The sequence below is a fragment of the Rhizobium sp. GW821-FHT14E12 genome (assembly GCF_058803745.1).
In genome coordinates this window covers 39,533-52,440 of the sequence record NZ_JBXAPH010000015.1, presented here as the reverse complement: position 1 = coordinate 52,440, position 12,908 = coordinate 39,533, and the positions used below count along the sequence as shown (strand labels likewise).

At 55.3% G+C, this 12,908-nt stretch carries 21 protein-coding genes; 13 read left to right on the top strand and 8 right to left on the bottom strand.

What is annotated here, in order from left to right:
* From AC1RO0_RS29680 to AC1RO0_RS29670, 3 genes are read left to right on the top strand one after another with little or no spacing between them, the layout of a single operon-like run.
* Entirely contained in the window at positions 1–198 is a 198-nt protein-coding gene (locus tag AC1RO0_RS29680; protein WP_498596120.1) for a hypothetical protein, read from the top strand.
* Position 199: 1 nt separating this feature from the next.
* A complete protein-coding gene (locus AC1RO0_RS29675) occupies positions 200–1,036 on the top strand; it encodes a metallophosphoesterase (RefSeq protein WP_498596119.1) in 837 nt (278 codons plus the stop codon).
* The gene (locus tag AC1RO0_RS29670; protein WP_498596118.1) at positions 1,033–1,548 is read left to right on the top strand and encodes a hypothetical protein; all 516 of its coding nucleotides are present in this window, start codon (positions 1,033–1,035) and stop codon (positions 1,546–1,548) included. Before AC1RO0_RS29675 ends, AC1RO0_RS29670 begins: the two co-directional genes overlap by 4 nt.
* 264 nt (positions 1,549–1,812) lie before the next feature.
* Here AC1RO0_RS29670 and AC1RO0_RS29665 read toward each other — a convergent pair whose 3' ends face one another.
* The 4 genes from AC1RO0_RS29665 to AC1RO0_RS29650 form a co-directional block, all read right to left on the bottom strand.
* Positions 1,813–2,100 carry a hypothetical protein gene (locus AC1RO0_RS29665; protein ID WP_498596117.1) on the bottom strand — a complete coding sequence of 96 codons (288 nt, stop codon included), beginning with the start codon at positions 2,098–2,100 and terminating at the stop codon, positions 1,813–1,815.
* 633 nt (positions 2,101–2,733) lie between these two features.
* Entirely contained in the window at positions 2,734–3,216 is a 483-nt protein-coding gene (locus AC1RO0_RS29660) for a hypothetical protein (protein ID WP_498596116.1), read from the bottom strand.
* 20 nt (positions 3,217–3,236) lie between these two features.
* Positions 3,237–3,836, bottom strand: a complete 600-nt coding sequence (locus AC1RO0_RS29655) for a hypothetical protein (protein WP_498596115.1) — start codon at positions 3,834–3,836, stop codon at positions 3,237–3,239.
* Between the two features lie 2 nt (positions 3,837–3,838).
* A complete protein-coding gene (locus AC1RO0_RS29650; RefSeq protein WP_498596114.1) occupies positions 3,839–4,327 on the bottom strand; it encodes a hypothetical protein in 489 nt (162 codons plus the stop codon).
* A 274-nt stretch (positions 4,328–4,601) separates the two neighbouring features.
* Here AC1RO0_RS29650 and AC1RO0_RS29645 point away from each other — a divergent pair, with 274 nt between their 5' ends.
* From AC1RO0_RS29645 to AC1RO0_RS29635, 3 genes are all read left to right on the top strand, one after another.
* Positions 4,602–5,057 (top strand): hypothetical protein, encoded by a 456-nt coding sequence (locus AC1RO0_RS29645; protein ID WP_498596113.1) that lies wholly within the window; start codon positions 4,602–4,604, stop codon positions 5,055–5,057.
* A gap of 373 nt (positions 5,058–5,430) precedes the next feature.
* Complete coding sequence (locus AC1RO0_RS29640; protein WP_498596112.1) at positions 5,431–5,574, top strand: hypothetical protein; 144 nt, start codon at positions 5,431–5,433, stop codon at positions 5,572–5,574.
* A complete protein-coding gene (locus AC1RO0_RS29635) occupies positions 5,574–6,266 on the top strand; it encodes a hypothetical protein (RefSeq protein ID WP_498596111.1) in 693 nt (230 codons plus the stop codon). The genes AC1RO0_RS29640 and AC1RO0_RS29635 overlap by 1 nt, the downstream gene beginning before the upstream one ends.
* An 11-nt stretch (positions 6,267–6,277) precedes the next feature.
* Here the strand turns inward: AC1RO0_RS29635 and AC1RO0_RS29630 are convergent, their stop codons facing one another.
* Both AC1RO0_RS29630 and AC1RO0_RS29625 read right to left on the bottom strand, forming a co-directional pair.
* On the bottom strand, positions 6,278–6,895 hold the full coding sequence (locus AC1RO0_RS29630; RefSeq protein WP_498596110.1) for a hypothetical protein: 618 nt from the start codon (positions 6,893–6,895) through the stop codon (positions 6,278–6,280).
* Positions 6,896–7,000: 105 nt separating this feature from the next.
* Positions 7,001–7,369 (bottom strand): hypothetical protein, encoded by a 369-nt coding sequence (locus AC1RO0_RS29625; RefSeq protein ID WP_498596109.1) that lies wholly within the window; start codon positions 7,367–7,369, stop codon positions 7,001–7,003.
* Positions 7,370–7,635: 266 nt separating this feature from the next.
* Between AC1RO0_RS29625 and AC1RO0_RS29620 the strand changes: the two genes are divergently transcribed.
* Positions 7,636–8,058, top strand: a complete 423-nt coding sequence (locus AC1RO0_RS29620; protein ID WP_498596108.1) for a hypothetical protein — start codon at positions 7,636–7,638, stop codon at positions 8,056–8,058.
* Positions 8,059–8,126: 68 nt separating this feature from the next.
* Here the strand turns inward: AC1RO0_RS29620 and AC1RO0_RS29615 are convergent, their stop codons facing one another.
* A complete protein-coding gene (locus tag AC1RO0_RS29615) occupies positions 8,127–8,366 on the bottom strand; it encodes a hypothetical protein (protein WP_498596107.1) in 240 nt (79 codons plus the stop codon).
* Between the two features lie 10 nt (positions 8,367–8,376).
* A complete protein-coding gene (locus AC1RO0_RS29610; protein WP_498596106.1) occupies positions 8,377–8,613 on the bottom strand; it encodes a hypothetical protein in 237 nt (78 codons plus the stop codon).
* Positions 8,614–8,879: 266 nt separating this feature from the next.
* On the opposite strand from AC1RO0_RS29610, the gene AC1RO0_RS29605 reads away from it, so the two are divergent.
* The 6 genes from AC1RO0_RS29605 (at position 8,880) to AC1RO0_RS29580 (ending at position 12,894) form a co-directional block, all read left to right on the top strand.
* Entirely contained in the window at positions 8,880–9,230 is a 351-nt protein-coding gene (locus AC1RO0_RS29605; protein ID WP_498596105.1) for a hypothetical protein, read from the top strand.
* A gap of 13 nt (positions 9,231–9,243) precedes the next feature.
* Positions 9,244–9,561 (top strand): hypothetical protein, encoded by a 318-nt coding sequence (locus tag AC1RO0_RS29600; RefSeq protein WP_498596104.1) that lies wholly within the window; start codon positions 9,244–9,246, stop codon positions 9,559–9,561.
* A 425-nt stretch (positions 9,562–9,986) separates the two neighbouring features.
* Positions 9,987–10,589, top strand: a complete 603-nt coding sequence (locus AC1RO0_RS29595) for an IS1/IS1595 family N-terminal zinc-binding domain-containing protein (RefSeq protein ID WP_498596103.1) — start codon at positions 9,987–9,989, stop codon at positions 10,587–10,589.
* Between the two features lie 437 nt (positions 10,590–11,026).
* Positions 11,027–11,374, top strand: coding sequence for a hypothetical protein (locus AC1RO0_RS29590; protein ID WP_498596102.1), 348 nt, complete (start codon positions 11,027–11,029; stop codon positions 11,372–11,374).
* 74 nt (positions 11,375–11,448) lie between these two features.
* Positions 11,449–11,955, top strand: a complete 507-nt coding sequence (locus tag AC1RO0_RS29585; RefSeq protein ID WP_498596101.1) for a hypothetical protein — start codon at positions 11,449–11,451, stop codon at positions 11,953–11,955.
* Positions 11,956–12,219: 264 nt separating this feature from the next.
* Positions 12,220–12,894, top strand: a complete 675-nt coding sequence (locus AC1RO0_RS29580; protein WP_498596100.1) for a hypothetical protein — start codon at positions 12,220–12,222, stop codon at positions 12,892–12,894.
* Positions 12,895–12,908: the final 14 nt, after the last annotated feature.

Below are 12,908 nucleotides of genomic sequence, written 5' to 3'. Positions count from 1 at the left end.
ATGCGTTATTGGGAAGCAATCGAAGCCACGGTAACGGCAGACGATGCGATTGCTGAATGCCAAAGACACGAGATCGCCGCCCATGTGAGGGAAGGGGATCGAGCACTCATCGAGACCGATACGGGCGACGCGTTTGCCCCCCTCGATGACGACGGCGAATACTCTGGCGACGATGTGATCGGTTTTTTGGGATACTGACATGGACACCTTGAAAGCAGCCGTCTTTTCCGACCTCCATCTACGATATAATCGGGCGCTCGACTTCGAATTCGAGCTGCCTGATGACGTCGGTGTGGTCATTGTCGCGGGCGATGTTTCCGCCCCTGTATCCGAGAGCCTACGTTGGCTTGACGAGAACCTTTCGGCCGAGGGTCGGGAGATTGTTTTCGTAGCCGGAAACCACGAACACTATAGTGAGGTCTACGAAGAGAGCATGGCGGGAGGCATGGCGGCAAGAGCCAAGTATCCGCACATCCACTTCCTCGAGAATGAGGCCGTGGTCATCCAGGGCGTCAGGTTCCTCGGCGCAAGCCTCTGGACGGACTTCGAGCTGTTCGGAGATCCGTCGGCTGCGATGATCCAGGCGTTCGAGCTGATGAACGACTACAAGGTCATCCAGACGACCAAGGACGGCAAGTTTTACCGCTTCCGTCCGACGCAGACCAAAGCGCTTCATGCCCAGAGCCGTGAGTGGCTGCACGGCGCACTAGCAATCCCTCATGATGGTCCGACGGTCGTGGTGACGCATACAGCACCGCATCGCATGTCAATCGCCGCGGAGTATGCCACAGACGGCCTCACGCCTGCCTTCGTATCGGACCTTTCGGCCGTGATCGAGGAGCTCCAGCCCGAGCTTTGGGTTCACGGTCATACACATACGGGGTTCGACTATGTGGTACCAGGCACCCGCACTCGTGTAGTCTGCAACCCACTCGGCTATGTCGAAGGCGGCTATATGGGTAGCCGTCGCTATGAGAACTTCAACTTCGACCGCGCGAAGATTGTCGAAATCCCGGTCACAAAGAGGGAAACATGATTACTTTTGCCGAGGTCAAAGCCTCCCATTCGTCCCTATTCCCCGAAACAGCCCGCGTTGATTGCGGGGAAGGGTGGGCCGGGATCGTCGAGAAGTTATTGGACCCGATCACTGCGGAACCCGGCCTTGCGGAGATGAGCCAGTTTCGTATCCTCTCTGTTCGGCAGGATATGGGAGCGCTGCGGATCGAGACTGGATATGTCGGTATTTACGCGGACACGTTCCGGCCGATGCTGATGCTTGCCGAGTTCCGCTCACGGGTAACCTGTGAAGAGTGCGGGCTGCCTGGCCACATGCGGTCGACGAACGGCTGGAAGCGTTGTCGTTGCGATGAGCATTCGACGCCTGAAGAACGCGAACAGCCACCCCGGCCAGCATGGACGCTCGGCCGAGAGACGACCAAGGGTTTCCTTTGGTATAATCAGGCGGCCGATGAGATGCAGATCGTTGACGACCTTGCATCGATCGGGACGCCCGCCTATGTCATCGAGCAGATCGCGAAGCACTCATAACCCAAAGACGTGGGAGCCTTCGCAGGAGGGTCGAAGCCAAGTTGGGCAAAAGGGTCTAGTCGCCCTTAGCTAGACGCAACGCCTCGGCTCTGTTTCTAATCTCCGCTTCCGTCAAGGGCAGGCCTCTTGCGGCTATCGCGTAAGCGTCGCCCGATAGTTCTCCCGTTGGCGATGGGATCACCACGACCGACGGCGGCTGTGGTAGATCTTCTTTGTTGCTACGGCGGGCTTCGCTCGGCCCTCTCCGATTCCGACTTTTGCGGCTCATTGGTTTGCACCCATTTGTACGGCGGCCCCTTTGCGCGGCGGTCCGATTCGGCGTGTGGGCTTCATGCGTCCCTCAGCCTGCAATGCCTTTTTGACCTTGGGTCCGAGCGATCGGGAGAACCCAGAACGATTTCCGATGACCTCGCCCTGGTCGCTTGGCCGAATGCGGTAGACCTCAGCATAGAACGGGTCGATTCCCTTGATCATGTATTTAATCGCACCACGAGGCGTGGGGGCCTTTCGAACGTGGATTGCGCCTTTTGGATCGATGATCTCGCCAGCCACGTTTGACAACCAAACGGGGAGCCGGGCTTTAAAATCTCCGACACGTCTGGCAGGAAGGAAAACGAGCCAGTGTGCGTTTAGACATCCGTTCGCATTCTCGAGCGTCCAAACGAATGTCGGGGGTCCTTCTTTCTTGCGGTCCTGCGAGCAACGTCGAAGCCACGGATTGAAATAGTTATCGCGCAGCTTCTCAAACCGTGCGCTCACCTCGTTGGGTGGACAGGCGGTGTGAAGAAAGTTCAGCGTCACAAAGTAGTTCAGGCTGCGCCCTTCGATTTCTGCAACGTTGACTGCGTGTAAGAGATTGGCTGCGGGCTTGCGGTTAATGAAGTGGGATCTTCTTGTTATTTTCTACGCCTTTCGAATTGTCCCCTCTGTTTCTAACTCGGCCATATATACTATAGATGTTTGGTCGCGTGCGAGCCGGGTAGTAGTGCTCTCCACTGGAAATGTTCTTGCATTGTTCGATTTTGAAGGGTTTTGGCGTTGAGCTTGGCTTGGAGTTGATGAAGTCCCAAGAAGTGATGCCCGCCGCATCGTGCAATCCACGAGGCATCGAACCATCATCGAATTTCGTTCGCACTCGTTCAGAAACGTTCGCAGACCTGCCGAGTCGTCAAAAGGCGCTCGCGATTAGCTTCCTGCGTTCGTCAGTTCCTTGGCGAAATCCTGCCAACGCTGGCAAAAGCCTTCGACCTTCATGGCTGTCTCGCCATCACAGAAGCTTCTGCTATCGCGGATCGCATCGAGTTCCTTGTGCGCCAAGTCCATGATTTCATCCATCGACCAACGAGGAGCGATATATGCCCACGTCTGGCCTTCCGTCCTTTGATTGAAGCCTTTGAGCGCTTGCATCAGGTGGAGCGCCTGCATGGCATTCCACTTCTGGCGCGCGACGCGCGGGGTGGCATATGCCTTCCAGACCTTGCCGTCACGACGGAAGCTGACATCGACCCAGGTCAGGCGACGATCTGCGGGTCTGAGATGGTTGAGTTCATCCATTGCCACGAAGAGATCGCGAACAAGCGGCGCGAGGTCATCGGGAAGGGCGGCGAATTCGTCGCGCCATATGTTTTCGAATTCGGCGGCCAGCGCGTTTGCGTCTTCCGCCTTCATCTGTCCAACCCACACACTCCCTATCGGCCGTCGTTGTAGATAGGCCCGTCCGACGGAGGCAGATCGATGATTTCTCCGTCATCATCGCGGAAAGGGGCCGCAAGATGGGCATGCCGATCACAAGTCGTCTTGCAGATAGAAACGCCCATTCGCAGGCGGCCGGGTTGCCCGCATTCCTCGCAGATCGTGACCGACTTCTTGCGCGCAGCTTCTTTCAGCACCTCGACGGCCTTCATCTGGGTTCGCTGGTAGGCAATACGAACGATGAGCGAGCCGAACTTCTCCTTGCCGCCAGTGATGCGAGGCGGCCCATCCAGCGCGCCAAGAGCCGTTGCCAGTTCGCGGACAATGCGTTCCCATCCCTTTCCGAAGGCAAAGCTTGCATCCTTGTCCAAGACGTAGCCATGTTGCACAAAGACGTGCTCGAAACGTCGCTCCCGGATTTCGGCCGCAAACACTTCGAGATCGGAATCCGAAAACAGAATTTCCGTTTCCTCCCGCCATAGCTCGCCGTCGTGTCGATTCACGGTCGTGGGCACCACATCGCCGACCTCGATGATTTTCATGAGGTACAGAATCGATACCCCGAGACGTTCGGCTGCTTCTTTGATTCCGATCATGATCACCAACCCTCCGGCGGATCGCACGGAACGAAAGCGTCCATGTCGAAGTCATAGCGCTGAAAGCCAGTGGAATTGGTTCTGATAATACTCGTGCGGCCAGTCTCCGGGATCGCCACACGACCGTTGACTTCCGCGTGTTCCTCGCAGACGGTCAGGATGTAGGTGCCCAATCTATGGGTGCTTCCGCGCTTTCCGCAGACCTCGCAGGTATGCTCGCTGCGAGCATCGGCTCGCACTAAAGCATCCCTGATTTCGTTCGAGACCGCGTCAGGAACAACGCCGTCGATGTGATAGTAGATCCGAAGGCCGCCGAACTTCTCCTTGACTTGTAGAAGCTGGAACGGGGCATCGGTCGGAAGCACGCGATCTACGACTGCAAAGAAGTCATCGAGCAGCCCCAGCCAGCCCCCATCCTCATGGAATTCAAAGCCGAACCGCTCAGGGATCAGGCGAGGATATTTCGCTCTCAGTACGCTCGCATCCATCATTGCTCCAATCCCTTAATCAGTTGCTTGAAGTGCGGATCGGCCATGTACGACTTCGCTGTGAAATCCATCCACTGACTCCTGGACACTTGGTGCTAGGGACAAGAAGTGCCGGGCTCGATTCCCCCCGTCAATAGCCAATTAGCCTAGCAACCCATGCGTTAACTACCCTGTTAACCACGCGATCGAAGATAGTCTCATGCGCATCCAAAACCGTTGATGAGGGAACCCAATGGGTCCTAAATTGGGGAGCGACGGGAAAGGTAAGGAGCTGAAGATGACCACACTTTACACGAAACTCGGTTGTGTGCAGTGCGATGCCCTCAAGCGTGCGCTGGACCGAGGCCGAGATCGCCGAATGGGAAGCCCAGCAGGCGGTGGAAATTCGAAAGACTTCCGAATGAACTTCGTCGAGCTTTCGTGGGTTGAGCAGGGCGGCGAGAAATACCTACTTTCTGTCACCTTCCCCGACGGAGTCTCGCGGGGCTACAGCGAGGAGATCGAGCGGCTCATTCATGAAAGCGGCTTCACCTCGGTAGGCCAAGGCAAATGGTTGACCCCGGACGATTTGTCCGCGCCCGTCATCATGTGGCAGCTATTGCAGGAGGCAGGCTTTCCACTGGAGGTGGACATGGCAGTGCTGCCACCGTCCCTGCTTCTCGCGCTCGCCACCACCCCGGAGTGGGTAACCGAGAGATCTCAAGAATTCACTTGCGGCCGACAAAGCCGATGAGCACAGTTTGATTGTGAGCAGGTTTTCTCGGACCATGTATCACATCCAGCTTGAGTGCATTGTACTCGCTGAAACCCGCCCTGTATTGATCTCCGGGGCGGGTTTTCTGTTTTGGGTAGCCGAGAATTCTTGGTAGGGATAAGGGGCGATTTGAGCGCTGGAGGACGTCAGGAACGCCTCAATTTTCACAAAAACCCTCGCTCATGGACTATATTGGACTGTTATAACGACTGTAGCAACTGGCATATATCCATTTGATTTAACTGTAGAATATCGGGTTTCTGGAAGGCTATATCCGAGTACGCATATCTAGATTATATCTTGTGGGCTGCGTAAAAAAATTCATCGGAAAAAAATCGATGGAGTTTTAAAAATGGCCAATCTTCTTACTACCGCTTTCAATCTTGTATTTGCCGCACCGCCCGATCGCATGCAGGGCGTCATTGCGCTTGCTGCAATTGGCCTTGCCGCCTTCGCGATTTATGTCGTCTACATTGCGACAAAGAGGGATCGGTGATGGTTCAACATAGATACTGGCCGTGGATCAAACTGCCGAGCGCATGGATCGAGAACAAAGGGCTTTCTCGATTCAGCTGGACGGCTGGGAAGTCGAACCACACCGCCGCGCTCCTGGCGTTCCTCGCTATCGCTCATAGGATCAATGAGGAGGGCGTCGCCAAAATCACTTACGACGAGCTGCAACGAGCAACATCGCTCAGTCGAACAAAGATTGCAGCTGGTATCGATGTTCTGGTGTCGTTCAAGCTGATCGAGCGAGATGCCACAAAACAAAGTGTCTACACTTTGGCTGATTTCGACCCGGAACGTGGCTGGGCTAAACTCCCAGCGAGGGGGTTATATGTCGACGGCGTGATGACAGCCTTCCGCGATTTCCATCTTCGACGGCCGACGGAGCTTCATGCACTAAAAATCTATCTATTGATCGTCTCACGCCGAGAAAAACGCGGCCGGACGTTTCTCAATTATGAGCAGATCGTGAACTACGCCAGAGTTCCCCGAACGCAAATCAAGAGCGCTATTCATATTCTTGTTTTGCATGGTCTCGTGCACACCGCGCCTACGCCTAGCACAAAGAGCGAGGGCTATATGGCGACCGCGTATTCGCTGGGACACCTTATGGACTTTCAAGGTTCGAACTCGCCCGATGCGATCGCTGAAGCCTTCGCTAAAGAATATAGATCATCATAAATGGAAAGGACTTACAGGCTGAACAAAGGCACTGCAATCATCAAGAGTATCAGCCAGAACATAAGACCAAAAAGCAATCCGAGGAATGCGGAAGCCGCGCTGGAGAGAACACCATCGCCTGCCGTTCGGGCTTTCCGCCATCCGTAGCTCGACAAAAAGAAGGGCGCTAGAGGCGACCGGATCAGCAGCGAAAGACCATATCGGAGCGTGGGGATTATGTTCGCCCGACGAGTGTGGAGAAAGGAAGCCGCAGCTGATAAGCCGCCCACAACCAGGATTCCGAGCCAGGTTCTTCCAACCCACGACTCCGTTACTACGCCGAGCGGATCGGGGACGCCATCGTACCACACTAGCAAGGCATAGCCGCAGACGATCGGAAGGAAACCCAACAGCACCAAGCCGAAAATCGTCATCACCAGTGTGTCGCGGCCTTGCCCCTTGGCCTCCTGAATTGCTTTCACGCTTTCCTTGAACAAATAGATCGCGAACGCGAGGGGAGCGAAGAGGAGCAGGAGAGACCCGCAGACGATGGCGACCCATTTCAGCGCGCCTGTAACCGCTGCGCTTCCAAACAGCAGGACCGCCGCGATGATTGCCAGCAGAATATTCGTAACTTGCCTGCCGCCCATTGCCGCCCCCGAAGCACTGCGCCCAGACTACCTCATGCGTGTCGGCGATCAAGCTACTACACTTACGGGGATAGCCTTGCGTAGCGTGCTTCTCTTGCGCCAACGCTACCGAGTGCGATCCGAAGCGGCCATGCCGAAAAGCAGGATGCCGTAGACCAGAGGGCAGACAAGGAGAATGCCCGCGGCGATGAGGCAGGAAAGCGACATATCGATTTCCACCATCAGGTAAGCCACAATCCTGTCCAACCCGATCCAATCCGTTGTTATCGAACACGTTGGGTGAGGAATGAAGATCTGAAGAGCGCTACACAAATTTTGCGGCCAGAGGCCCGTCTTCAAGAAATAGATGGACCTCGCAACAAAGGCGACGATGGCCACGAAGGTCAAAAGAACGCTACCCACCAGGCAGGCGATTAGGCCGCTACCCACGACGGTCCAAACGTCTTCCTTCATGGAATTCCAGCGCTGCCCCATGCGTTCCCCCCGTCGCTTGCGCCCGAGCATATGCGCAAATACCCTTGCGACTGTAAACTGGCATGACAGCCTATCGTGGCGTGTCCTTGGAGCTACCTCTGATCAAGTCCCTCTCGAAAATCTCACTTGCCGGAAGGTCGGATCTATGGCGATTGTGTCCGCAAACAACTTTGCCGCGTCATTCGCTACGCACACTACCGGGAACTTGAAGGCCAATGAAAACCGTTTATCTCGAATGGTCGGACAATGAAGGCATCGGTTTCCTATTGCCCACGATCGGCTTCCGGACCTCCGAAATCGGAGAAATCGGCAGAGCGTTCGCGAAAGCCGGATACACCGCTCGCACGTCGGACCATTTCGTCAGCGCCTTGCAGCCTCGTCCGGACGGTCGAGAGCGAATTGCGAAGGAGCTTGAAACGATCGGTTATGGTGTTCAACACGGCGGCCTTGCGCTGACGCCGCGAGGGAAGACTGAAATCACGGCCGAGCAGGTACTCGCTGCGGAAAACGCTGAACGCAAAAAGCGACGGCCACTGTCCGAAGTGGTTGATCGAACCCAGTCGTCCAAGGGTTTGCTCACTACGCCAGAGATTGCTGACATTCGCGTCCGTTGGATCATAGGCGAGATTTCGGCGGACGAGGCAATCGCCCTCATCAATGCCGAGATCAAGAAGACCATCGGACAATGAACCGTCGAATGCCTAAAGAAAAACCCGCCGTCGTCGGGCGGGTTCTTTCATTCTGCCTGTTCAGACGCTTAGATGCGGTTGAGGTAGTCCTTGCACCAGCTCTTGTTGCGGATCCGACTATCAAACCAGCGATCCCATGAAGAGGCGTCCCGATAGATCGGGCAGACCTCGGCATAGTTCGCCTCGTAGAAGTCCCTCAGCGTAGAACGCTGGAAGTCCTGATTCCATGCAATGCCACCCGCTACGGAGAGCGTGAGCGGGTTCAGGAGCAGGATGCCGAGGGCGGCGACGCTGGCGATGGTTCTCATGTCGATATCCTTACATCCGGTCCAGATAGTCGTCGCACCAGCCATCCTGCCAGCCGAGCGGCGTGGTCCAGCGCTGCCACGTCGTCATCCCCTTGTAGTAGGCGCAGGCGGTCGGATAGATCTGTTCTCGAACTTCCGCGACGGCGCGGTTCTGGAGATTACGATTTGCGATGTAGCCACCGCCGATAACCGGGCCGAGGACAACTACAAAGAAGCCAAGAACGAAAGTATTGCGAAATCCGGCCATGCATCGTCTCCTTCCAGTATGCTCCGCCAACCACCGGGATCAGGCGAGGGCAAGAGCCTATAAATGGGCTTCACCATGCCGGGCTCGATTCAACCTAGCAAGCGAATTTTACGTTCGGGATTCAATTTTGTGGGGTATCTGCAACTGGAGTTAATGAAGCCCTGATTTGTGATCTTTACCAGCCAGTTAGCCAGTATTCTCCGCCTTGACGGAGTAACCCTTTGGGTCCTATCTTGTTCGCGTTGACATAACGGAGTTTGTGATCCATGCAGAGCAACGTCATCGACTTAGCAGAGCGCAGGCTGGCTCGAATGGAAAGCGCACCGGATCGCAGTATCCCGCCTATCGATACCGAGATCGAATGCTTTCTTGCGGATGTTCGCAGAGGATCTCACGATTTTTATCTGTCAGCTGATGACATCAACATGTTCACCATCTTGCGGTGTGGCCACATGAAGCCCGATACGCTCCGACATATGACGAACGCGGTCGATAAGCTGCGCCAGGTCGCGACCTTGCTGTCTGAGGCTACCTGCGCCCTCGACCATGCCTCCTTCAACGAGGATCGCAGCTTCGACAACCTCGTGGTGCTCGGGCGTCCAGACTTACCCGCGTAGGAGCCCTGATGCCATGACAGAGAACATCATCGACATGGAGATTTGGAAGCACGGCGACAAGGGGCTTGCCCGATTGGATGGAGGCGAGCTTTCTTTGTTGCTTACTCAGCAGGCCGACGAAATCGCGCAACTGCTGGACAAGGCCAAGGAAGCGCAGGGACGTATGGATGCGATTAGAGCCGCCCTTGATGCCAAACACGCACTGACGGCCGAGCAGGGGCATGTCTACAGCTTGTTTGCAGATCCCCTCCAATCCCATCTGGTCGGCGCTCACGACTTCGCTTGGAATCTCGTTGTGCTCGGTCGTGAACTTTCCAAGTCGCAGGCGTAGGTGTTGGACCTCAAGGCCGCTTAACGCGCTTGCAAGTGAGCCTTATCTCTACGGTTTGACGCATTGAGCTTGAAAGAGTAGGCTTCTTTTGCTGAGATCGCGTCGATCTTTTATCCGCGAAGTTCACAATCTTTCATTGACAAATCAAATATTCGGTTGGATCAAAAATCTATCTGAAAGTAGAATCCATTGATTCGCATGGATTTAGACTTTTTGAGCAACCCTGCGCAGATTATATTTTGGCTTATCAACAAACGTCGTTGAGAGGCCCACATGGACATAACATCTGTAACAATTCTCACAACCGCGCTTGCCGCGCTCGCCGCCGTTATCGGCGCAGTGACGGCGTTACTCAGGGAGTTGCGTTCATGGAAAGAGCAACGTGATCGCGACGTGACTGATCGGAATTCCAAATGAGAATACCGATGGCCCGTGAGCTGGTTCACTGTCCCGATTGTGGCAGCGGCGATTGCGTGAAAAACGGGAAACCTCGCGGTGATCAGCGGTTCCGTTGCCATTGGTGTAAGGCGAACTTCACGCCCGTGCCAAAAAACCGCGCACACCGCGCTCACAAGTTTGAACAGGTCAGACGACGAATTTATGGAGACGTATTGTTACCGGGATCGTCTATTGCGTCAGTTGATCGGTGGGTGTCCGAAGCTCAGGAACATTTTGATTGGTTCTTGAAACATCTCGCGGCCGAGGGCGTTCGAGCCTACCATTATACCATCTATACTGCACGGGCGGACATAATGTCTGGAAAAATGAACCCGGGTAGAGCTATCATCGAGGGTGCTTACTCGGCTTACAAGCAGGCGCTGGGAAGAGACCCGACCTTCTATCTCAGCCTAGACGAATTTCTGAACCTGCACGAACATATAAGTAAAGCTGGGTGGCCGGAATTGCGTATCCATCTGCGCGACTATCTGCAGACAGACGACAACGAAAGCGGTTGGCATTTTGCTAAACCTGGCGACCAAGCGCCGACAAAGATTAGGCGTATCGTCGCTCGTTCGGCGTTGTTTTAGTGGGGTAGTAGGGCAAGGCCTCGGGGATTGGTGGAGGTTCTGCCCCTACGCATGCGCACGGGTTGCCGCCTTTCTTCCCTAATCTCAGCCGATCCGGCCGCGCCGGAGCCACAGGCCCAAGATCGGGGCCGCTTCCTTCGTTCGGCTAAAGCCTCACAATTTCGAAGCTAGGACGCGGGACCCCGCTCGCCGAGGGCTTCTCCCGTTCGGTATCATCTGCGTTCAATTTCTGAAGCCGAGCCCGGAGGTGGTCGAGACGTGCCCCCCCAGGACCGCTTGAATGAAAGTTTGTTTACAGACCTCAACAGGACCTCACCAAATCCTTCAAGTCTTTGATTACACAACATTGTTGACCACATTCATGTTGTGGCCGATTGGGCGGCGTGGGATACTAAAAATGTAAGGAAAACAAAGACCTGACTATCGAGGAGGCCGCAGTGAATACTATTCTTTTCCAGATGGAAATGATCCAGAGGGTCGCCGCTAATAGTGCATCGATCGCCGCCTACGAAGCGACCAAGAAGCCCAAGAGACTTCACACGCCACGTTCGGTTACCGTCGTTCCCAACGGTGAGAACCAGTGGTCCTTCAGCTCGAAGCTGGAAAACCAGAAGGCGCTTTACAATGCCGCCATGTCCGCCGAACCCGGAGCGGCGGACGTCCAAATCCGCCAGGCCGGAATCCTCATCTATCGCGTAACCCGCGTCGAGCATGAAGCCTTGAGGAACCCGGAAACGCAGAGAGCCGCCGCGCTCCAGATAAGGGCCAAGCTGGAACGCCAGTAGCCGCCGACACCCGGGGAGGACACCAACCCATCTCCGCCCCTGCCGAGAACAAAAATCCCAGAGAGGAAATCCACATGCCAATCAAAGCCCGCATCATCATTCGCAACCCAAAATTCATCGATCGTATGTTCGATCTGTCCGCCGAGAACCTTTGTGCGGCCGCCCTGAGCGCAACGACGACATCATTCGATTCCGTGATCATCATCACCGTTCACGCCCAGACGATTCGTACATTGACCGCCGAAGAGATAGCCACTCTTTCCAAGGGTGACATGACGACCGCCGCCAAAATCCGAAAGCGGACGGCTGCGATCGTTGACAACATTGCCAGCACGATAGGCTCTATGGAAGGCCGCCTGGACCGCAAGGGGAGGAAACCAGAGGACCGGGTCGGCGTGAGCGCAAGCTGGCCACTTGCGATCGAGGGCGACATGACCTTGTGGCTCGGCCTCAAAAGGGTTGACGGCGACTGGTGGCTGGACTGCGCGACGATCCATCGCCAAAATCCGGATACTGTGTTCGGTCAGATACTTTTCGCGTACCCACCGACCGCGTGGCTCGGCCTGAAAAAGACCGCGTGAGGGACTAGGGACCAAGGATTTCGAATATGAAAAACCCGCCGCCGAGCGGGTTTTTCTTTGTCCGCCGATCACTCTGACAACCGAGAAAAAAGTTTGTTTACAATGCTCAATTTGGTGGGGCTAACTCTTCTAAGTCTTTGATTATCAAAGATTGTTGACCAATTTTTTGTTGAGGCCGATCGAACGGCATGAGACACTAAGAACAGTTAAGGAGATCAACGACTTAACGCTGAGAAGAACAAAACACCGGGGAAAGAAATCACCATGGAAAATCTGATCAACGCCACCGTCCTAAGTGCCCTCGCCGCCGAAGTAGATGGCAAGTTTGCCACCTTCCTCGCGGACCTCGCCGAGATCGAGACGCGCACGGGAGCTGCCTATGAGGCGGCCGACAAGAATTGGAAGGCCGACTACAATTCATCTGCGATGTACGCCAACAGAGACCTTGCCTACGACGTTAACGACAGCATCGAATCTGTCCGCCGTCAGGTTGCGAGTTATCAGGAGCGCGTTGCACGGAGCATAAAGGGATACGACCAGGCATATGCAGACATCGAAGCGAAGCGCCTCACTAAGTTAAACATTGAGGCCGCGAAGACCACCGAAGCTATCGATTGCGGCGTTATCATCTTGGCCGCGCACATCACCCTTACTAAGGGCAAGGCAAGCAACACCGCCGCCGTCGTCTACATGCTGGACGGCACGGCTTACGAAGCCATGGTTTCGGCGAACGAAAAGACCCGCGAACTCCAGATCACTAGCGGATGGGCCGATTTCGAAAGCGCCCAGGTGCTTGGCGAGGGCAAAGAAAATCATCGAAAATGGTTCTTCTGGGCCGAGATGACCGTCGAGGAAATAGGCAAGGCCGTTGACCTCAAAGCGAAGATCATCAGGGCAGCGGAGGCACAGTTCGACGCTCTGCCGCGTAAGCGCCGCTGAGTGCTTACTCCGGG

Excerpts from the sequence above, each read along its gene's own strand:
- AC1RO0_RS29585 (WP_498596101.1), top strand. The coding sequence starts at position 11,449 with ATGCCAATCAAAGCCCGCATCATCATTCGCAACCCAAAATTCATCGAT.
- AC1RO0_RS29645 (WP_498596113.1), top strand. The coding sequence starts at position 4,602 with ATGACCACACTTTACACGAAACTCGGTTGTGTGCAGTGCGATGCCCTC.
- AC1RO0_RS29625 (WP_498596109.1), bottom strand. The coding sequence starts at position 7,369 with ATGGGGCAGCGCTGGAATTCCATGAAGGAAGACGTTTGGACCGTCGTG.
- AC1RO0_RS29635 (WP_498596111.1), top strand. The coding sequence starts at position 5,574 with ATGGTTCAACATAGATACTGGCCGTGGATCAAACTGCCGAGCGCATGG.
- AC1RO0_RS29680 (WP_498596120.1), top strand. The coding sequence starts at position 1 with ATGCGTTATTGGGAAGCAATCGAAGCCACGGTAACGGCAGACGATGCG.
- AC1RO0_RS29600 (WP_498596104.1), top strand. The coding sequence starts at position 9,244 with ATGACAGAGAACATCATCGACATGGAGATTTGGAAGCACGGCGACAAG.
- AC1RO0_RS29675 (WP_498596119.1), top strand. The coding sequence starts at position 200 with ATGGACACCTTGAAAGCAGCCGTCTTTTCCGACCTCCATCTACGATAT.
- AC1RO0_RS29655 (WP_498596115.1), bottom strand. The coding sequence starts at position 3,836 with ATGATCGGAATCAAAGAAGCAGCCGAACGTCTCGGGGTATCGATTCTG.
- AC1RO0_RS29650 (WP_498596114.1), bottom strand. The coding sequence starts at position 4,327 with ATGATGGATGCGAGCGTACTGAGAGCGAAATATCCTCGCCTGATCCCT.
- AC1RO0_RS29615 (WP_498596107.1), bottom strand. The coding sequence starts at position 8,366 with ATGAGAACCATCGCCAGCGTCGCCGCCCTCGGCATCCTGCTCCTGAAC.
- AC1RO0_RS29580 (WP_498596100.1), top strand. The coding sequence starts at position 12,220 with ATGGAAAATCTGATCAACGCCACCGTCCTAAGTGCCCTCGCCGCCGAA.
- AC1RO0_RS29640 (WP_498596112.1), top strand. The coding sequence starts at position 5,431 with ATGGCCAATCTTCTTACTACCGCTTTCAATCTTGTATTTGCCGCACCG.
- AC1RO0_RS29660 (WP_498596116.1), bottom strand. The coding sequence starts at position 3,216 with ATGAAGGCGGAAGACGCAAACGCGCTGGCCGCCGAATTCGAAAACATA.
- AC1RO0_RS29610 (WP_498596106.1), bottom strand. The coding sequence starts at position 8,613 with ATGGCCGGATTTCGCAATACTTTCGTTCTTGGCTTCTTTGTAGTTGTC.
- AC1RO0_RS29630 (WP_498596110.1), bottom strand. The coding sequence starts at position 6,895 with ATGGGCGGCAGGCAAGTTACGAATATTCTGCTGGCAATCATCGCGGCG.
- AC1RO0_RS29595 (WP_498596103.1), top strand. The coding sequence starts at position 9,987 with ATGGCCCGTGAGCTGGTTCACTGTCCCGATTGTGGCAGCGGCGATTGC.
- AC1RO0_RS29670 (WP_498596118.1), top strand. The coding sequence starts at position 1,033 with ATGATTACTTTTGCCGAGGTCAAAGCCTCCCATTCGTCCCTATTCCCC.
- AC1RO0_RS29605 (WP_498596105.1), top strand. The coding sequence starts at position 8,880 with ATGCAGAGCAACGTCATCGACTTAGCAGAGCGCAGGCTGGCTCGAATG.